23 protein-coding genes, 2 tRNA genes and 1 pseudogene are annotated in these 19,834 nt (G+C 28.7%); 19 read left to right on the forward strand and 7 right to left on the reverse strand.

The features are described 5' to 3' along the window. Positions 1-189 precede the first annotated feature (189 nt). From upp to ACM0IS_RS00725, 19 genes are all read left to right on the forward strand, one after another. Positions 190-813: a uracil phosphoribosyltransferase gene (upp, locus tag ACM0IS_RS00635; RefSeq protein WP_416756346.1), complete on the forward strand. Its 624-nt coding sequence runs from the start codon at positions 190-192 to the stop codon at positions 811-813. A 61-nt stretch (positions 814-874) separates the two neighbouring features. Then, positions 875-958: transfer RNA gene (locus ACM0IS_RS00640), tRNA-Tyr, on the forward strand. 5 nt (positions 959-963) lie between these two features. Next, positions 964-1,038: transfer RNA gene (locus tag ACM0IS_RS00645), tRNA-Gln, on the forward strand. Between the two features lie 170 nt (positions 1,039-1,208). Then, a complete protein-coding gene (locus ACM0IS_RS00650) occupies positions 1,209-1,652 on the forward strand; it encodes a hypothetical protein (protein WP_416756347.1) in 444 nt (147 codons plus the stop codon). Between the two features lie 228 nt (positions 1,653-1,880). Beyond that, entirely contained in the window at positions 1,881-2,240 is a 360-nt protein-coding gene (locus tag ACM0IS_RS00655; RefSeq protein WP_416756348.1) for a DDE-type integrase/transposase/recombinase, read from the forward strand. A 373-nt stretch (positions 2,241-2,613) separates the two neighbouring features. Further along, positions 2,614-3,984 (forward strand): hypothetical protein, encoded by a 1,371-nt coding sequence (locus tag ACM0IS_RS00660; protein WP_416756349.1) that lies wholly within the window; start codon positions 2,614-2,616, stop codon positions 3,982-3,984. A 19-nt stretch (positions 3,985-4,003) separates the two neighbouring features. Further along, complete coding sequence (locus tag ACM0IS_RS00665) at positions 4,004-4,318, forward strand: 4'-phosphopantetheinyl transferase superfamily protein (RefSeq protein ID WP_416756350.1); 315 nt, start codon at positions 4,004-4,006, stop codon at positions 4,316-4,318. Between the two features lie 10 nt (positions 4,319-4,328). Then, positions 4,329-5,102 (forward strand): lysophospholipid acyltransferase family protein, encoded by a 774-nt coding sequence (locus tag ACM0IS_RS00670; protein ID WP_416756351.1) that lies wholly within the window; start codon positions 4,329-4,331, stop codon positions 5,100-5,102. Further along, positions 5,086-5,850: a segregation/condensation protein A gene (locus ACM0IS_RS00675; RefSeq protein WP_416755616.1), complete on the forward strand. Its 765-nt coding sequence runs from the start codon at positions 5,086-5,088 to the stop codon at positions 5,848-5,850. Before ACM0IS_RS00670 ends, ACM0IS_RS00675 begins: the two co-directional genes overlap by 17 nt. Beyond that, positions 5,840-6,412: an SMC-Scp complex subunit ScpB gene (scpB, locus tag ACM0IS_RS00680; RefSeq protein WP_416755614.1), complete on the forward strand. Its 573-nt coding sequence runs from the start codon at positions 5,840-5,842 to the stop codon at positions 6,410-6,412. Before ACM0IS_RS00675 ends, scpB begins: the two co-directional genes overlap by 11 nt. Before the next feature lie 55 nt (positions 6,413-6,467). Beyond that, positions 6,468-7,343 (forward strand): pseudouridine synthase family protein, encoded by an 876-nt coding sequence (locus ACM0IS_RS00685; RefSeq protein WP_416756352.1) that lies wholly within the window; start codon positions 6,468-6,470, stop codon positions 7,341-7,343. An 8-nt stretch (positions 7,344-7,351) separates the two neighbouring features. After that, on the forward strand, positions 7,352-7,654 hold the full coding sequence (locus ACM0IS_RS00690; protein WP_416756353.1) for a glutamyl-tRNA amidotransferase: 303 nt from the start codon (positions 7,352-7,354) through the stop codon (positions 7,652-7,654). Further along, entirely contained in the window at positions 7,654-8,979 is a 1,326-nt protein-coding gene (locus ACM0IS_RS00695) for an amidase family protein (protein WP_416756354.1), read from the forward strand. The genes ACM0IS_RS00690 and ACM0IS_RS00695 overlap by 1 nt, the downstream gene beginning before the upstream one ends. Next, complete coding sequence (gene gatB, locus ACM0IS_RS00700) at positions 8,972-10,393, forward strand: Asp-tRNA(Asn)/Glu-tRNA(Gln) amidotransferase subunit GatB (protein WP_416756355.1); 1,422 nt, start codon at positions 8,972-8,974, stop codon at positions 10,391-10,393. The genes ACM0IS_RS00695 and gatB overlap by 8 nt, the downstream gene beginning before the upstream one ends. Beyond that, positions 10,377-11,450, forward strand: a complete 1,074-nt coding sequence (locus tag ACM0IS_RS00705; RefSeq protein WP_416756356.1) for a YhjD/YihY/BrkB family envelope integrity protein — start codon at positions 10,377-10,379, stop codon at positions 11,448-11,450. Before gatB ends, ACM0IS_RS00705 begins: the two co-directional genes overlap by 17 nt. 437 nt (positions 11,451-11,887) lie before the next feature. After that, positions 11,888-12,397 (forward strand): MAG0490 family ComEA-like DNA-binding protein, encoded by a 510-nt coding sequence (locus ACM0IS_RS00710; RefSeq protein ID WP_416756357.1) that lies wholly within the window; start codon positions 11,888-11,890, stop codon positions 12,395-12,397. Positions 12,398-12,762: 365 nt separating this feature from the next. Next, entirely contained in the window at positions 12,763-13,716 is a 954-nt protein-coding gene (locus tag ACM0IS_RS00715) for a ComEC/Rec2 family competence protein (protein ID WP_416756358.1), read from the forward strand. A 3-nt stretch (positions 13,717-13,719) separates the two neighbouring features. Further along, complete coding sequence (gene holA, locus ACM0IS_RS00720; RefSeq protein WP_416756359.1) at positions 13,720-14,655, forward strand: DNA polymerase III subunit delta; 936 nt, start codon at positions 13,720-13,722, stop codon at positions 14,653-14,655. Further along, positions 14,612-15,853, forward strand: coding sequence for a hypothetical protein (locus tag ACM0IS_RS00725; protein WP_416756360.1), 1,242 nt, complete (start codon positions 14,612-14,614; stop codon positions 15,851-15,853). Before holA ends, ACM0IS_RS00725 begins: the two co-directional genes overlap by 44 nt. A gap of 281 nt (positions 15,854-16,134) precedes the next feature. Here the strand turns inward: ACM0IS_RS00725 and ACM0IS_RS00730 are convergent, their stop codons facing one another. From ACM0IS_RS00730 to ACM0IS_RS00760, 7 genes and pseudogenes are all read right to left on the reverse strand, one after another. Further along, positions 16,135-16,410, reverse strand: a complete 276-nt coding sequence (locus ACM0IS_RS00730) for a hypothetical protein (RefSeq protein ID WP_416756361.1) — start codon at positions 16,408-16,410, stop codon at positions 16,135-16,137. A gap of 29 nt (positions 16,411-16,439) precedes the next feature. After that, entirely contained in the window at positions 16,440-16,739 is a 300-nt protein-coding gene (locus tag ACM0IS_RS00735; RefSeq protein WP_416756363.1) for a hypothetical protein, read from the reverse strand. Next, positions 16,634-17,353, reverse strand: a complete 720-nt coding sequence (locus ACM0IS_RS00740; RefSeq protein ID WP_416756102.1) for a hypothetical protein — start codon at positions 17,351-17,353, stop codon at positions 16,634-16,636. The genes ACM0IS_RS00735 and ACM0IS_RS00740 overlap by 106 nt, the downstream gene beginning before the upstream one ends. A gap of 285 nt (positions 17,354-17,638) precedes the next feature. After that, a complete protein-coding gene (locus ACM0IS_RS00745) occupies positions 17,639-18,100 on the reverse strand; it encodes an IS256 family transposase (RefSeq protein ID WP_416755871.1) in 462 nt (153 codons plus the stop codon). Then, a pseudogene (locus ACM0IS_RS00750) lies at positions 18,000-18,367 on the reverse strand (transposase). The gene ACM0IS_RS00745 and the pseudogene ACM0IS_RS00750 overlap by 101 nt, the downstream one beginning before the upstream one ends. After that, complete coding sequence (locus tag ACM0IS_RS00755; RefSeq protein ID WP_416756364.1) at positions 18,298-18,813, reverse strand: transposase; 516 nt, start codon at positions 18,811-18,813, stop codon at positions 18,298-18,300. Before ACM0IS_RS00755 ends, ACM0IS_RS00750 begins: the two are co-directional and overlap by 70 nt. A gap of 17 nt (positions 18,814-18,830) precedes the next feature. After that, positions 18,831-19,754, reverse strand: a complete 924-nt coding sequence (locus ACM0IS_RS00760) for a nucleotidyltransferase (RefSeq protein ID WP_416756365.1) — start codon at positions 19,752-19,754, stop codon at positions 18,831-18,833. Between the last annotated feature and the right edge of the window lie 80 nt (positions 19,755-19,834).

The raw sequence follows: 19,834 nt of genomic DNA on the forward strand, positions 1-19,834 counted from the left end.
TTTTGTCTTTTAGATCTTGAAATTATTCAATTTATTTCATGTAGGTTCTTCTTTTTCATGAATATATTATACCACATTTAGTAGCATAGTAGCATAATATTTATATTTTTTTCAAAAATATAGCCACCTAAAAAGTGACTATATTTGGCCCAAGTGGGAAACGCAGGAAAAAGAAATAAACGAGGTAATATGATCACAGTAATTAATCACCCTTTGATTAATATCAAACTAACAAAAATGCGCCAAGAAAGCACTACACATAGCGAATTTAGAAACAATTTAAATGAGATTGCATCTTTGATGGTGTATGAAATCATGCGCAATTATCAACCTAAAAATATTAGAATTACCACTGCACTTAAAAGTGAATATATTGGTTATGCTTATGATAAAGAAATAGTTATTATTCCGATTTTAAGAGCTGGACTTGGAATGGTTGATGGGATTGTTAATTTAATCCCTCAAGCCAGAGTAGGGCACATTGGAATGTACCGCAATGAAGGCACAGAACAAGTAACTGAATACTTTTATAAGATTCCGAATGTAAGCCTAGATAGCAAAATGATAGTTGTTGATCCTATGCTTGCTACCGGGACATCAGCTTCAGATGCAATTTGCAAACTAGAGTCGCAAGGTTTTAAAGATATTACATTGGTTTGTTTAGTGGGGGTTGAAAAAGGTATTAAGAAAATTCAATCAATGCATCCAAATGTCGATATCTTTTTAGCTGCACAAGATGATTACTTAGATGAAAACAATTATATTAGACCTGGACTTGGGGATGCTGGAGATCGCATCTTTGGTACAAAATAAAAAAATAAAAAAATTCTATATTTTTTAAAAAGTTGCTATATAATAATATAGCAATTCAAATGGGGGGATAGCAAAGCGGCCAAATGCGGGTGGCTGTAACCCACTTTCTTAGGATTCGGGGGTTCGAATCCCTCTCCCCCCACCATTAATTGCCCCATAGCCAAGCGGTAAGGCAGCGGGTTTTGGTTCCGCGATGCGTTAGTTCGAATCTAACTGGGGCAGCCATATCACCTTGAAAAAGGTGTTTTTTATGCAATTTTAAAAAATGAAAATTAAAAAACTGCAGTGCCACCTATTAATATCAATCTAAATACAAGGATTAATATAACTTTAAGTGGTATATTAGGAGAAAATTTTAAGACACATTCCAAAATTAAGAAAGGAATGTGTTTTTTATGTCAAGAAAACAATTCACTGTAGATCAAAAATTAAAATATATTAATCTTGCTTTAAATAAAGGAATTGAGTATGCTCAAATAGAATTTGTTGAAGAATTTTGAGAAGAAAGATACAAAGACGTATACACTTCATATACTAGAAGAAAAGGTAATGTTAATCCATATCGATACGCATACAAATATATCAAATATTGAATTAACATATATAATACTGATATGACAAAATTAGAATCTCAAACCGGAAAATCTTCTAAAAAAGGGAAAGCATCAGGTAGGCCACCTAAACGTAGAAGTATTAATGAATTCGATGATCATGATAGAAATTTATATCAAGAAATTATGGAAGAAATATTAGAGGAAAATGGTATTAATCCAAATGTAATCATTCAAAAGATAAAAGAAAGAAAGCAAAAAAATCAATCATTTCATAACAATAAATAAGCAGCTGAGGTATTTCATGTAAACAGAACATCTATTTACAGCACATATGAAAAAGCAGAAAAAATAGATAGAAGAAATCAATATTTAGATGATACTGTTATTGATTGGCTAAAAACACAAATCAAATTATCAAATAATGTTATTGGAAGAGATAAACTTTTTCACAAATACGTCTATGAGACAGGGCATAAAATTTCAACTTATGCTTTTAGAATTAATTTTGATTCTTTGGGTTATAAATCAAATGCATATAAAAATAGAAGAAAAGATAAACCACCAAAGGAAGAAAAATATGATAGAGTTTGGGCTCCAGATTTGATTAAAGGAAATTTCGTTTCAAGTTATTTTGGAGAAGTTTTACATGCAGATATTAAATATGTGAAAGTAAATGGTGTTTGACATTATTTACATGTGGTTACTGAAACTTATTCTGGTGCGATACTTGGCTGAACATTATCTATTGATAGAACTGCACAAGCAAGTATAAATTTATTGCAGGCATGCATCGATAAATATAATATAAAACCAAGTGTTTTTCACTCTGATCATGGTATCGAATATGCAAACAAAATGTTTTCAAATTTTTAAAGTCTCTTAATATAGCTCAATCAATGTCTCCAAAGGGCAATTCATTAAGAAATAGGCCATCAGAATTCTTATTTTCAATATTTCAAAGAGAACTTTTTGACTTTTATAATACATCCAATTTAGAATATGAAATAGTTTATAATTTAATTAATTCATTCGTGTTTTGATATAACACAGAAAGACCACAAAGAAATTTAGAATATAAAACACCATATGATATTTCTAATCATATGGCGCTATGTGTCTAAAATTTTTATCCTAATATAATATAACTTTAAGTGGTCGTTCATTTTTTTAATAAACAATTTTAACAAACGATAACTTTCTTGCTTCGTAAAAGTCGCAATGTTATATAATATAAAGTGGAGAATAAATGTTAAAGAGAACGAACATATTAATATTAACATTATTAGCTGATGGTATTAAGAGTCTTGATGCCAGATTTAAAGCAGTTAAAAATGGCAAAAAACATCTGATTTTTGATCTTAAACAAGCATTGAATATATGACCAATGGTGCTAGTTGAAAGACATGATAATAAAGAATGTACATCACCAATTGTGCCTGTAGTTGATAATGTTGTATTAAATTGTAAATATCATGACATTATTCAAAATTTACCATTTGTTAAAGAATTAAAAAATATTTTTTCAAAAGAAACTTTTGATGATTTTTTAGATGTCTTTTACTGATATATTGGTGAACCAGTTGTTGAATACTGTGATAGATTAGATTTAAGAGCGCTTAGCAACCCCGTTAGTTACATCGAACGCCTTTTTGATGGGACATTAATTAAAAATGATGCAAGCTTTTCTTTAGGTAATTATAATTTTGATTTAAATAATGATGAAAGTTATAATTATTTCTTTTGATCACCTAAATTTTTCACGCAAGATACAATGGACGATGATGTCCTTCTTTTGGACTCGTTAAATCGCCCATTTTCTTATACAAATTTTCAAGAAATTGCCAACTTATCTAATTACATAGTTGCTAATTATTCACTAGATCTTTTTAAAGCTCTAAATAAAGAAAATATTGATTTTTGCTTGCGCTTAAACAACTTACATGACATTTATAAAAACATTTATACAAAAGGGCGTAAATTATCTGTAAAACTAATGCAACAGTATAATAATAATCTTATGGATCGGCCTTTCTTGCTCAAAATAATCTCTATGAACTATAAAAAATACTATTTATATTGTTATTTTGTGCCAACTGCTAATGAAGTCTCAACAGTAAAACGTGACTTACTTATTGATTTTTGATACTCACCGCAAAATCAAAAACATTGTTTTGAAATATTTCAAGAAACATATGTCAAATTTTTCTTAAGCAGCAAGAAATTGGTTTTAAAAAAATTAAAGCTACTGCCAGTTTATAATTCAGACCTAGAATGAAACCAATACATATTAGATAAAGTTAACTATCTTTCAGAAACTTCAACTAGAGGCCACACACCAAAATCAATTTATTGCTTAGGATTGTATTTACTTTTTGTAGAGGCAGCTTTAAGTGATATCGTCGCTCGTATTAATGCGATTATGCAAAACATTTATTGTTCAGATCACCATTATAGTTTGAAAGATGTAGTGGAAATATTAAAATTTAATGAATCACTAAGCGGAATAAATGCAGCTACTTATAAAGTTTCAACCTCTCCTGCAGTCACATTGGACAAATTACGTTATTATAAAAAATTTTTAGAATTGCTTGTATCCATTATTACCAATAATCAATAAATTTTATATAATTCATTACATGAATGGTATAGGAATAGATATTACAAATATTTCACGTTTTTTAAATAAAGGTGAAATATTTTGAAATCGCGTTTTATCAGCTGATGAATTAGTTCACTTTAATAAACTTGATACACCCGATTCAAAGGCTAAATTTCTAGCACGCTCATGAGCTATCAAGGAAGCGATTTTTAAAGCTGATAACACTTATATCGATTTTAGAAAAGTCAACATTAAAAAAGACAGTGAATCTAAACTATGAAAATTTAAAGATTTTTTAATTTCAATTAGCTATGCTGATGACTTTGTTATAGCTGTTGTTGCTAAACAATAGAAAGGCCTTTATGAAAAAAACTGCATTAAACATAACTTTTAAGAAAATTATTTTATCTCCATTATGAGCTGCACGCTTTTTAAACTTAAAAATTAAATATCGTAAATATAGAAAAGACGCTGATCAAATGCAATCTATTGAGCGCTATAAATATTTACTAAAACTAAGCAAAAAAATTCTAAAACTATACAACATTGATGTTGTAATTGAAAATTACGATAATCTACCTGCATCTGGTAGCGTTTTAGTCATGCCAAATCATAAGTCACTTTTTGATCCACTTATTATGCTTGTGGCTTTAGAAAAGCAAACTTATGAAGCGAGTGCTAAAGAATTAATCCCAACCTTTGTTGCTAAAAAAGAATTAGCTGATGCTAAATTTATTAAGAGTGCGTTATATTTACTAAATACATTCTTTGTTGATCGCAATAGTATTAAACAAAGTTTAGTGGAAATGAATAAATTTGCAGAATTTATTAAATTAAACAAAACCTATGGTGTGATTTTCCCAGAAGGAACTAGGGTTTTAGATCAACCACTTGGTGAGTTTAAAGCAGCTCCTTTTAAACTTGCACAGAAAGAATATCTTACAATTCAACCTGTAGCGATTTTACACTCACAGGAAGCTGATAATAGTAAGCGTAAAGGCAGATTAACAGTAACAGTAAAATTCTTGACACCACTAAAACCTAATAGTTTTATTACTCAAGATTCTGCAAAAGTCGCAGCTCATGTACATTCAATAATTTTAAAAGAGGTTGATACTGATGGCGCTCAAAACTAATCCTTACTACAGCGAATACACCTTTCAATTACAAGATTTTGATGGACCATTAGATTTACTGTTATCTCTTATCAAAGATAAAAAAATCAGCATTTTTGATATTAACTTAGTTGAACTAGCTGATCAATATTTAAAAATTATTAATCAATTAAAAGATAGTGAAATCGATATTGCCGGTGACTACTTAGTTATGGCTGCTACTTTATTAAAAATTAAAGCTAGCATGGTTTTACAAGATCCAGAAGCTGAGGAACCTGCTGAAGTTGTTGAAGAAAAGAACAAATTGATTCAACAACTTGTTGAATATCAACAATTCAAAGAAATTAAAGAAGCGCTAAGAACATTTGAATCTGACCGTGAAGACATGTTTATCAAAGCGCCTTCAAACGTAGATGATTTTATTGTTGATAGTGATGATTCAAGATTAGATGGTCATTCTAACCCAGTTAAACTTATTTCAGTTTTAAGAAAAATGTTTGAAAGAGTTTATGCGCAACACTTAAGAACAACTAAATTAGAAACATTTAACTTATCACCTTCTGACCAATTCCCATTTATTAAAAAATTACTTAAGGAACATGAAGTATTAACTTTTGAAATGGTCTTTACACAGCCATCTCTAAATCACTTTGTTGTTACCCTACTTGCTGTTTTAGTATTAGCTAAACAACAAGTCTTAGTAATTGAACAAAAAGAAGAATTTGGTGAAATAACTATTAAACGAGGAGAGCTTTACAATGAAAAATAAAATTTTAGAAGCTTTATTATATATTCAAGGAGATGATGGTTTAACACTTGAACAAGTGAAAGATATCTTCTCTTTAGCTACCTTAGCAGAAGCTAAAAAAGTTATGTCTGATTTCCATGCTTATTTTAATGATATGGAACTCGGAATTAAAGTTGTTAACTTTAATGAAGTTTATAAATTTGCAACCAGAGAAACATTTAAGGATTATGTTTCAAAAATGGTCTCAATTGTTAAAAAACAAAGATTATCTAATGCTGCAATCGAAGTTGCAGGAATTGTTGCTTATAAGCAACCAGTTACACGTAGTCAAATTTCAGTAATTCGTGGTGTAGCATCTGATCAAGTAGTTAATACATTACTTGTTAAAGGTGTTATCGAAGAAGTTGGAATTGCACCAACACCTGGAAACCCAGTTTTATATGGTGTTACTAACAAATTTTACGACCACTTCAAACTAACCAGTATGCGTGATTTACCTAAATTAAACGAATTCAACTACGTAGAAGGTGTTGAAAACGAAAACAGCGATTTCGATTTATTTTCATCACAACGTGAAGAATAAGTTGGCGAAGCCAATTTTTCTTTTTTAATAATATAATAATATAAAGAGGTTTTTTATGCTAGAAATAAAAGCGACAAAAAATGACGCTGGTAGAAGTGTATTTAAAGTAATTAGTAAATATTGTTCAACATTACCACTAAGTCGTATAGAAAAAATCTTCCGTAAGAAAGATATCAAAATAAACAATGATAGAAAAATCACAAAAAATCAAATCATTAATGAGGGCGATTTAATTTCAATTTATGGAATTTTGGAAGATAGCGCTGAATTTAAGGAGGCTGAAGTAAGTACAGCTAAACCTAATTTTAAGGTCTTATATGAAGATGAGAATATTTTAATCATTGATAAGCCAACTGGTGTAGAAGTTCATGGAGAAGATAATTGCCTTGATAATCAAGTCTTAACTTACCTTAACTTTAAACCTGTAGATAGTTTTAAGCCTTCTCACATTGGGCGTTTAGATAAAGAAACCAGTGGTATTATTCTATATGGAAAAAATTATCAAACAGTTTCATATTTTAATGATCACTCAGATAACCTAATTAAGAAATATACTTTTTGAAGTAATATAAACCTAGAAAAATACACTAGTATAAATCCATTAGAAATTACTTTATACTCAGCTAAGGATGAGCCTAACAAGCGTATGAAAGTTAGTCCTAAAAAAATTCAAAATGGAAAAATTACAACTACTTTATTCTACATGGAAGATGACAAAAAAGTTGCTCAACTTGTTACTGGTCGTAAACACCAAATTAGAGTAACATTGAAATACTTGGGATATCCAATTTATGGGGATAGAAAATACCATGGTCCAAATGCTAAAAGATTACAATTACATTCATATAGTTTAAAATTTCAAAATATTACTGGTGATTTAAAATACCTAAACAACTATGAGGTATTTTCATTACCTAACTTTAAAAAATAGGAGTACAAATGAAGCAAATTTCAAGAGAAAAATTAATAGATATTGTGCAATCTTTAATGTTGCGCCCAAATGATGATGTTTTAGATAAAATTTTAGTTTCTTGAGAGCAAATTCAAGCAGACCTTGCAGGGCTCAACGCTTTAAATTTAGAAAATCTAACACCAATGGAAAGAATTAATGAAGATTTACACATTGATCTGTTACGTGAAGATGTTGAAGATGATTCATATTCAATTAATCAAGCTAATATTTTAACTAATGCTCCAGCAACTAGCGGAGAATTTGTTGCACTAACAAAGGTGGTAAAATAATGAGACAATATCACAATAAAGGAAATTATGCAAAAGCTTATAGCGAAGTAAAAAACGATACTAATAATGCTGTAGCATACCTATACCCAGAAAAAGTTTACCAAGAAAAAGAAGCTACATTTAATAATGTTATTGCAACAATTAAAGATGTTTTTGCAACAAATGATGCTCCTACAAGAGCTTCTAGTTTAATACTTGATAATTTTCAACCTTTTTATAATGCCACTGTAGTTCAAAAATTAATTGATGCGAATGCTAGAATTATAGCTAAAGTTAATAATGATGAATTAGCTCTTGGCGGAACTGGTACATATAGTGCTTATGGGCTTGTAGTTAATCCGCGTGACCCAGAAAGATTTGTTGGTGGTTCATCATCAGGATCAGCAGCTACAATGACCACTAATATTGGTTTTGCATTAGGGAGCGATACTGGTGATAGTGTTAGACTACCAGCTGCCTTTAATGGTTTAGTTGGGTTTAAGCCATCATATGGGGCTATTAGTAGATATGGCATGTTTGCTTATGCTTCATCATTAGATACTGTAGCTTATTTTACACACAATGTTAATGATGCTATAATTGCTGCTCAAACATTATTTGGAAAAGATTATAAGGATATGACTAGCGTTGATGTTCAAATTACTAACGCTACCAAGACAAAGCCGAATAAGATTGCTTTCTTAGATTTTAGTCCTTTTGTCAAACCTTATGTAAATCAAGCAATGGCACAATTTATCGAAAAAATCAAGGCCAATGGAACAGAAGTTGAAATTATTGAGCCTAATTTAGAAGTTCTAAACGCTATTAATATCGTTTACCGTGTAGTAAGCTTCTCAGAAGCAAGTTCTAACTTAGCTAACTTAACTGGAATTGGTTTTGGTAGTAGAGTAAATGGTGATTCTTGAGAAGAAATTATGCTTAATACTAGATCTCAAAAGTTTGGAAAAATGGTGCAAGAACGTTTAGCCTTAGGAAGCTACTTCTTATATACAGAAAATCAAGAAGAAATCTTTATTAAGGCTCAAAAAGCACGTAGATTAATTAAGAACTACTATGCAGAATTACACAATAAATATGACTGTGTACTTTTCCCAGCTTATTCAGGAATTGCTCCAAAATTTGATGAAGATACTTCAACAAATAAGGTAATGAACTTTATATTAACAGGAGCTAACTTAACTGGAAACCCTTCAATTACAATACCACTTGGTATGCATCAACATATGCCATACAGCTTTGCACTTGAATCAGCTATTTATAGTGATGAAAAATTATTAGGGTATGCTGAATATCTTGAAGAATTAAGAGGAGAAATCAATGGATAATTTTGAAGTAATTATTGGTATTGAAATTCACGTTGAATTAAAAACCAAAACTAAAATGTTTTCACCTGCAGGAATTGATTTTAATGCAATTCCCAACACTAAAGCAAATCAAATTGACCTAGCTTACCCTGGGACATTACCTCAAGTTAATAAGCAAGCTGTTAAATATGGTGTAGCTCTTGCTAAGGCTCTTGACATGGAAATTGATGACGAATTACACTTTGATAGAAAGAACTATTTCTACCCCGATTTACCTAAAGGCTACCAAATTACTCAATTCTTCAGACCTATTGGTAAAAATGGTTCATTAGTTATTCCTACTAGCTTTGGCCCTAAAACAATTAAAATTGAAAGAATTCACCTTGAAGAAGATACCGCAAGACAACACCATGATGAAGCTGGCACAAAATTAGACTATAATCGTGCTGGTATTCCACTTATTGAAATCGTAACCTATCCAGTTATTCGTACAGCCGAAGAAGCTGCTAACTATGTAGATATGATTAAGAAGACTGTCCTTGCTTTAGAAATTTCTGAAGGGAAGCTTGAACAAGGTTCATTAAGGGCTGATATTAACATTTCACTTAGACCTTATGGTGTTGAAAAATTTGGAACTAAAGTTGAAATTAAAAATATGAACTCAACTTCTAATATTAAGAAAGCGATTGAATATGAAATTAAATTGCAAAGAGAAAAATTACTTCGCGGTGAAGTAATTCTTCAACAAACTAAACGTTTTGATGATAGCAACAACCAAACAGTGGTCATGCGTACTAAGACAGGAACTACTGACTACAAGTATTTTGCAGATCCAAATATTCCTATCATTAAGCTTTCAAAGGAATTTATTGATAGCGTTAAAATCAATGAATTACCTAATGAAAAACTAGCTAGATATACTAGCTATGGTATTCAAAATATTTATATTCAAAGTCTTATTGACGATTATGATTTAAGTAAATATTTTGATTCAATTCCTTATGAGGATAAAGATAAATTATCAAAGGTATTTTTTGCTGAAGTTGTTTCATTAGCTAACTCAATGTCTACACACACTACTCAATTAGCCATTGATCCTAAATTATTAGCTCAAGCTTTAGAATTACTTCAAGAAGAGATTATTTCTGGTAAGTCACTTAAAAAATTAATACCTTTATTAGTTAACTACCGAGGTGATTTGGAACAATTATTGGAACAACATAACCTTAAACAAATTACTGATCCAGTAATTATTAAAAATCACATTATCCAAATAATTGATAAAAACAAAGAGATGCTAGCTGAATATAACACTCGTCCTGAAAGAGTTATTAAGTTTATTCTAGGTGCATTAATGAAAGAAACTGGTGGTCAAGTTAGCCCAGTACTTTCAAACCAAATTGTTGTAGAATTATTAAATGAAATGACAAAGTAAAAAAAATGATTTTTATTACAAGCTAACAAAAAGCAAAAATAAAAATCGCTATATTAAAAAGCAATTCCATCAAAACTTAATTTTTCCTGATCGTTTCGTTATTTTCTTGATTTTATACGAGTTCTTAATAAAGAAAATTTTAATCACTTTCTTTGCTAAGTTGCTTTTAAGAGCAAGAAATGATAGTGAAAATCGTAAGAGAATTAAGGTTATTGATAATGTTTATACAAACTTCAATAGCAAAGAATATAACTTCATTTGACTCTCAAGTGCTTTTTACCTTCTAATCTCTTTTGTGCCTGTAATTTATATTGTTTACCTACTTAATCTTTTTGCAAGCAATATCCCATCCTTTTATAACTTTGTGGGCAAAGATTTTGCCACTGAATTCTCCTCACGTACATTAGGGAGATTCTTACCTGGGTCACAATCTTATTTAATTAATATTGTTGCTGACCAAAGTGCAGGCTTTTCTTCTAAAACTATCTTGCCAAACTTACTTTTATTCCTTTCATCGCTTTACATTTCAAGTACAGGATATGGTAAGCTAATTTCTTCAGCCAACTATATTTATGAACATTATAAAATGGGGACTTACTGAGGAAATAAAATAAAAGGATTTTTTATAGTGCTATGTGTTTCGGTACTGTTTTGAGCTTTTGCTACAGCTGATATTATGCTAGAAAAGCGCATTGACCCGAAACCTAATAATTGGCTCAATTTAGTGGTATATTTCACATTTACAACTATCTTTGTATTTGTTTTATTAATTATGTTATTTAAACTCATACCATCATTTAAATTGAACTTAAAAAGTATCTATAAAGGAGCTATGTTATCTGCGACTCCAACCATTTTACTTGTATTACTATTCAATACTATTAATAGTTATTTCAACTATGATAAATTCGGTGGGGTTGTTGGATTCTTCTTCACAATAGCCTTCTTTATAAACTGATTTGTTTACTTTATGTTTTTAGGAATTACCTTTAATAATGCATATTATAAAAACTATATTAGTACACGCACAATTAACAAAAGACAATGATTATTTTAAATTTATTTCATTTATCATGCTAGTATATTCTGGCATGATATTTTTATTTACTCCTATATCATAGGGATTAAAAAAAATAAAATGTAAAAAATATTATTTCTGATTAGAAAAAAATAGTGTATTATATCTATGGGACATGAGAATGTCCTGTATACTGCTTAAATAGTAAACTATTTATTATTTTGTACTAAGTTATTGTGCTTAAAAAAGTCGCATTTTAAGCAAATCATTTATATATACATATTTATTTTTTATTTTACAACTTGTTTTTTATTTCTTATATATCTTAATATATTTTATAAATTCTTACACATCCAGTATTTTATTTTTATACATATAATATATAAGGCCACAGGTATCTGTGGTTCTTTTTTATACTTTTATAGGATTTTGTTTAATTTGAGTACTTTTTTAGCTAAATTTAATATATAAAATGTATGCAAAAGAAAAAAATCTGACTTTATTTAATTGGGCTTTCATTAGCTGGCGCCATTTCAGGTTTTGTCCTTTCTCAAAGATTAAACCAAGGGCAGATCTCTGAAGGCCAAAACAAAAAAGATAAACCAGAAAAAATTTACCACTATCGACTTAGTGGCAATGTTTTGCATACACATGTCGAATCATTAACTCCACTCACATATCGCGAATTATTTTTTTTAGCACAAGCTAAGACTGGCTCAAAATTTGATAAATTTAAGTTAGATGAATATGCTGATGATAAAAAAATAGTTTTTGTTCCTAAATATGATTGAACACTATATTGAAGCGATATTAAATCTATGAGCGATTTTATTGCTTTTGGGATAGATAAAAAATATGCAAAGATCTTATTTGACTATCACGAGAAACATAAGCAGGATACAGTGACATGAAAAGATATTGAATCAATAAAGGGCGTTGGCTACAAAACTTTTCTAAAATTAAAAAAATTCTTAATTTTAGAATAATGTGGATCAACTTCTTTATTTGCTTATCTCTTTTTGCTTTAATGGTAGATACAAATCAATGACTCTTAGCTATTCCAATTGCAATTTTAATAGTCTATATTGCTTGTATAAATTTAAAGTTTATGTGGCTTATATGACTATGTTTATTTCTTTGATTTATATTTTGAAATATACATAACTATATCTATTTTATTAATTGATATGAGTTTAAGGAAGTAAGTGGACGTTATACAGTAATTGATGTAACTGAGAAAAATGTTTATATCCAGGATCAATACTTGCGCAAACTTGTAGTATGAAAAAGTGACCTATATCCAGATATTACCTTGTATTCGCAATTTTATGCTAGTGGTAAATTAATGCCTATGGACTATAATTCAAATTATTATGCGTCAAACAATATTTATTATATTCTCAAAGTTACTCACTATACCAAATTAGAACATTGATGAAATGTCAGATATTGGTTTTTTAAATATTATTTGCAAAAAGATCTAGAGTATTATCAATTAATAATTCCGTTACTTTTTGGTTTTAATATTCAGGTCCATAATGAAATAATTCAATCGCTTAAGGATATGGGGGCAGTGCACTTAATCGTTGTTAGTGGCTTACACTTTGCTACCATCTTTGGGTTAATAAAATTATTAACTTATAAGATTGATAAAAGTAAAATATTATGCACGATTTTAATAATTATTTATTTCTTCTTTGTTAAGAAGTCGATTTCGGTATTTCGTGCTTTTACCTTCCTATTAATTCAACAATTTTTAATTAAAAAGCACTGACACCATAGGGTATCATTGCATCAGATATTATTTTGAATATCTTTTGTCTACTTGTTATACTCACCTAAAAATGTCTTAAACCTTGGTTATTGACTATCCTTTATTTTAACTTTCTCTTTAGTGCTTTATAGTCAAGGACAAGCTAAAATTGAAGAAGAAAAGCACAAAAACATCACATATATGAAGGCTTTATACTTATTAAAGATTTACTTTCTCTCGTGATTTTTATCAGTCACTATAATATCTGTGCAACAACATGCATTTAGCATTTTAAGCTTTCTTTATATCTTGCTTTTGACTCCTGTTTTTCAATTTGCAATTATCTTTTTTGCCATATTTTTTCCATTAACCTTCATATGTGGTCCCATTTCCTATCTGCTAAGTAAATTAATCAGTTTGCTCCATAGCTTTAATTTACGGGTCGAACTCCCAAATAGTAACTATCTTTTAGCACTATATGTATTGGACTACTTAATCTTGCTGAAACAGTCATTAATTTACAAAAAAAGTGAAACAAGAAAGTATAATTAAGATATGACGATTATCACTGGAACAAATCAATATTTTATTAATCAAAAAATTAAAGAAATTAAGCAGCAATATAGGCCAGATTCTATATTTGAAATAAAGGAAGACTTATCCGACTTAGACTTCCTTAGTAATATATTGCTATCTAATTCTTTATTCTCGGGAGACAAACTTTTAATTTTCTATAATCCTAAATTTTATAAAGAAAAAAGTTTCCTTAAAAATAACAAAATCACCCTTGAACAGTTGGCTGAATTATTCAATCAGTCAACAACAAAATGTTTAATTTATCTAGAAGAAATTAAACCAACAGACAACAAATTCCTTTCACTTTTACACATTGAATATAAATTCGAATTTCATTCTTATAATGAAAAAGAGTTTAGCCAATGAGTTAATAAACGTTTTGCTGAATATGGATTAAAAATTAATTATAGTGACTTATTATATTTTCTAACAAAAATCCCTAATGATATTGTTATAGCGCAGAATGAAATTGATAAATTAGCACTATTAAATGAGCCTATTAATAAGGCGTTAATTGATAGTTTTATCACACAATATCCAATTGATGATCCATTCTACTTTTCAAATGCTCTAGGGACAAATAATTTGTATGAAATATATTCAAAATACATCCTATTAAGTGCACAAGGTGAAGATGTAACTAAGTTAATATATACCATTAGTAATACAATGTGCTTGTTAAATAGATATTTTGCGTATTCTAAAGCTATTACACAGCGCGATTTATTATCCAGCAAGCTAAACATTTCATTAAAACGACTATTTGTGATTGAGAGAATTGCAAATAACTATAAGGCAAATGATGTGAGAAGAATTCTCACTGAGTTAGGCGACCTTGACTACAAAATTAAAACTATGGGGGTAGACTCAAATGATTTATTCCAATCTTTCTTGACAAAAAACTTCGGAAAGTAAAATTAATTCTTTTATTTTCCTAGACGAAGAAATCCTTAAAAATAATGAATTAATTGTTTCGGTAAAATATTTTGAAAATATTTTAAAGAAACTAGGGGAACTAAGTGCTTTTAACTATGAGGTAGGCATAGTAGTACCTGATTTGTATAATTTTTATAACTATCATCTTATGTTACTAGATGATGAAAATGAGAACCTGGCTAAAAAGAGAATCAAGAACTTGCATCTATTTTTATCAAAGGCAGCAAAGTTAAATACAAAATTCTACTTTACCTTAGACTTTCATAGTATTGCATCTTTTTCAGATGTACTAAGCAGAGTTGATCTTAATAACTTTGAAGTTAAAGAAAATGTTGATAATCACTCATCTCTAAAATACAACGATTTACTCTACACGCAAGTTATAAAACTTAAAAAAGATAATGCTGAAAATGAATTATATAACCACATAAATAAAATTTATGCTGGTTTATCAAAATATGTTGAAATTGAAGGTTTCTTTATTAGTAATTTATTTGATTTTTGCCAAAATAAACAAAACCAAGTAGCTACAGATGATTACAAGTTTCTTGTAAATACATTTCAAAAAGTTATTAACACCATTCACATAGATGTAAACATCTATGAATCAAATAATAAAGCAGCTTTATACTTACGCAAGAAGTTAAAACCATTAGAAGTTTATACTGATGTAGTTTTAGCACCTCAATTTAGTGAAATCATAAAAAATATTGAGTCATTATATAAGAAAGATTTAAACGTAATATTTAACTCAAACAAGTTTTTATCAACACGAAGTGGATCTTTATCATATAAAGATACTCAAGTGCGCATAATTCTTGAAAATCTTTCTGTCTCATCAAAAAATTATTGTTATTACTTTGCGTTTGAAAATAAAGAAGATGAGTGAAAAGTAAACTTATTTGACTATCTCTTATTACAAGATAATATTAACAGTTATTTCATTTCAACCCTTTACAAACGCAATGATATATTGCATTATAATCAACCAGGTAATGTAGCAAAAATTGTAACCTACTGTTTTAAAGCTAATACCTATAAGTATATTAATACTGGTGATTCTGAATTCAAATTCAGCTTTAGATATCAAAATATTAGACAACACATAAAAATCATGTGAAAAAAAATCCATAAGGAAGTTCATTCTTATGGATATAAATGAAATCGAATTAAATAATTCGAAGCGAGAACTCTATGTTCTCGTTATTTTGATACTATAAATAATTTTGTGTAAATTTGTAAAGATAAGTTTTATAATTCTTATGGTATACAAATTATACATAATTTATTAAATGTTTTTAAACCCACAATGTTTGTATTGAGAATTCTATAAATTAAAAATATGATTTTCCACTAAAGGTCTAATTTTGATTGTAAAACCAATGTTGTTTTAATTTTAAAGGTTTTTTATAAAAAAAGCAGTAGAAAAGGCACCTCACCCATAAAAATTTGATGAGGTTATTTTAAAAGTTTGCTATTTTTAACAATATGTTGAATAAAATTCATATGCACTCATGCGCACAGTGTATAAACTACCCGGAATTTTATATTCTCTTTTGAGCTATTGATAATATGGCAAATGTTCATTATGTTTTGATCATTTATTCAGGAATAATATTTTCCTTTTGGAATAAACTTTCGTAATTCTTTGTGTCAACATTCAATTCCACCTTTTTGATACGAAGAATAAGGGTCACAAGTATAGATTTTTCCTATTCCTGGAATTGTGTGCAATAATGTGTTTTCAGAGCCATTATCTATTGTTAATGTCTTAATTGTAAGACCATAAAGTTTAATGATTTTTGGACAGTTTTAACAACTGATTGAGCATCTCTTTTTGAAAGCATCGCATATCCTAATCTTGATTTTCTTTCATAAACAGTTACTAAAATAAGTTTGCTAGACTTATTAAACACAACTGTATCCATTTCGTAATGTCCAGCTTCTTCGCGGTTGTTTATGCTTTCATCTCTATTATGAATAGAAGTTGCGCCTTGAATTTTTGACTTTGTGTATTTTCGTTTTTTCTTCTTTTGAGATTTGTCAAATGATGAATTGCTCATTCCTTTTTACCCACAAACATACTGAAGTCGATATCTAATTTAGTGTCTATTGCATTATAAAATGTCTTTAGTGTAGGGATAAACACATTTTGACCTTTATATTTCTTGGTATATTCATCTAATAAACGAGCTGCTGATACTTGCATGGTATATTTAATATTTTCACCAAGATCCATATCAGGATTTTCTTTTCTTAATTTTTTGTATTTCTTTCTTAAATTACTTCACTCAATCAAAAAGTCTTGTATTGGTTTTAATCTTTCACAACTTTTCATTACATTTGACTCATAAATATTCTGAGCTAATGCAATTTTTGTATAAGTTCATTCTTCTAGCGATAAATATGTAACAGTCATCATCTTTGATTTACATCTCTTACATTTTGCTGTTGTTGTATATTTGTATTCTTCAGCAGCGTTTTCGATGTTACTTTTGATTGTTTTAATATTTATATTCATCACTTTAGAGATTTCAATTAAGCTATTGTATCTCTGTAAGTTATCAAACAAACAAGATAAGTTACTTAATTGGAAATAATTAGTGTTTTGCTTTCTAGCTTTGTTAAGTTCATTGTCAAGTTTAGTCTTTAATGTTTTATCCTTGTAAGGTCTCAAAATAAAATGTTCGCATTTTGTAATTTGTTTTTTGTGTTATCAAAATTGTCTATTCTTATTTCTGTTTCAACACAAATTATATTTTTCTTGTGCATTTTAGTTGCAGTTATCATATAATTAAATTGGTTCCTTTCTTTTGTTTTTGTACACTAATTTTACAACAGGAACCAAAAAGATGACAGCTCCACTTTACCTTTAGTGGAATGTCATCTTTTAATTTTTAGTATTGAGAATTCTTAAAATTGTACTCTTCAAACATTGCAACAAGTATTTTCTCCGCAGCTTCTACTGTGGAGAATTGTTTTTACCCTTTAATTGTCTTTTTATTTGTGAATTTAATGCTTCTATTAAGTTAGTCGTATATATTGATTTTCGTATTGCATAAGGAAAAGAATAGAACGCAAATAAATCATCCGCAATTTTAAGGAGTCCTCTTGTAATGTTTGGGTATTTCTTGTTTCACTTATTTAAAAATGAATTGAATTTTTGAATAGCTTGTTCTTCATCGGTTTGATTGTAAATTAATTTTAAGTCTTGGATAATTTCAAAATTATCTGATGGTTTCACTTTTGTAGATATATTACGAGATATATGCGTTCAACATCTTTGAAATTTAGTAGATGGAAAGTTTTTGAAGATTACATCTTTAATTCCGGCTAATCCATCAGTAACAAAAAGTTCGACGTTCTCAACACCACGATTCTTTATATCTTGAAGTATTTCATCTCAGCTTGTTTGCGCTTTCATTAGGATTAATATCAAAAGCTAGTACCTCTTTATTTCCTTCAAGGCTTATACCGAGTGCTATATAAACAGCTTCTTTGCTATATGTACCACGTTTAATGCTCAAAAATGTTGCATCCAAGTAGACAACTTTATATTCTTTTTAAGTTGTCTTTTCTTAAATTCTTCAACATTTACCAAAAATTTATCAGTTATATTTGTTATAGATTGTTTAGATAACTGCTTTCCAAATAAATCAGTCGTGACATCGATAATATCTGAATAATCCATTCCCTTTTAAATAAAATTTTGACTAATTTTGTCACTTCTTCTTGTGTTCTTTGATATTTTTTAATTAGTTTATTATTGAAATCCCCATTTCTATCTCTAGGAATATTTAGTTCAATTTCTCCGATTTCTAATAATAATTTTCTTGTGTAGTACCCATTTCTATAATTATCAGTATCTGCTCTTTTGTATTTCTCGTATTTAAGAAATTCAGTTAATCCATCTTTTAATAGTTCGTTTAATATATGTTGAATATCGTTTTTGTATTGTTCAAGCATTAGTTTCATAAAGTCATCAATACTATTTATACTTTTAGAAAAGTTTTTAATAAAATCTTGGTTTAATAGTTTAAAATTATTCATAGATAAGTTCCTTTCTTGTTCAAAAAAATTATAAGGTAACTTATCTTTTCTTTTTACCCTTTTTTGGGTAATTTTAAATTTACACAAGATTTTGGATAGTATCGTTATTTTTTTATCTTAAGTAGTATGTTAAGATAAGTTCGTTGAATTCTGCTGCGAGTATATCTTTTTGAAACACAAGCATCTATAAAACTGTTATAGTCATTATTTAATTCCACTTGTTTTTTAAATAAATTCTCAATGCCTTCATCAACAAGTTTATATTGAGCTAATTTACTTGCAGATTGTTTTATTATTATTTTTTTAAACTTAGGATAAGTAGCTGAAATATCCCTCTTTGCATCATAAACTAATCGCATAGGAGTATAAGCTGAAATATCTTCATGTTGGTTGATCATCTCTCTAATTTTAGAAGCACTAGCGAATGATGATTTTACCTCTGAAGCATGAAATTCTATTGTTCTTTGCATGCTAATTGGTTGAATTAGAAAATCATTATTAATAATAGTTTTAACATATTCAAGGCCAAGAATATCATTTGGCATTTGTATATTTTGTCCCATTAATTCCTGAATTGCTAAGTTGTTTGCTTTAGGATAACTATTGCCACCTGACTTTAGATATTTTTTCACTAAAGCATTATATTCAGTCGGATTTGATTTAATTGCTTTAGCAATATTAATTAAGCTTTCAACATCATTGCTTTCTGATCCGAAAACTAAATAATCAATCTTATATTTAGCTAATAATTTAACGCCTGATTGGGCAAAAATATGTGCTGCTTGAATTACGTCTCTATCTTGCATCTTAACAACTTTATTTACTCCAAAATCCCTCGCAGCCTTTTTGCGAGCGCTAAAACTAGCACAGGCAATTTCTCCTCTTTGGGTAAATTTATTTGACATAGCTACTATAATATAGGCATTTGGGATGTTTTTTCTGATCCAGTTAATTTGATAAATATGTCCATTGTGAAACGGGTTATATTCAGCAATTATTCCTACGCGATTTTTCTTATTTTTTTTCACAAATAAATTATAATTAGATTGCTTAAAATAAGTATGATATTTTTACAAAATTAATAACTATTTTTACTAATTAAATATTT

This window comes from Mycoplasma aquilae ATCC BAA-1896 (genome assembly GCF_048074525.1).
Classification (GTDB): domain Bacteria; phylum Bacillota_I; class Bacilli_A; order Mycoplasmatales; family Metamycoplasmataceae; genus Mycoplasmopsis; species Mycoplasmopsis aquilae.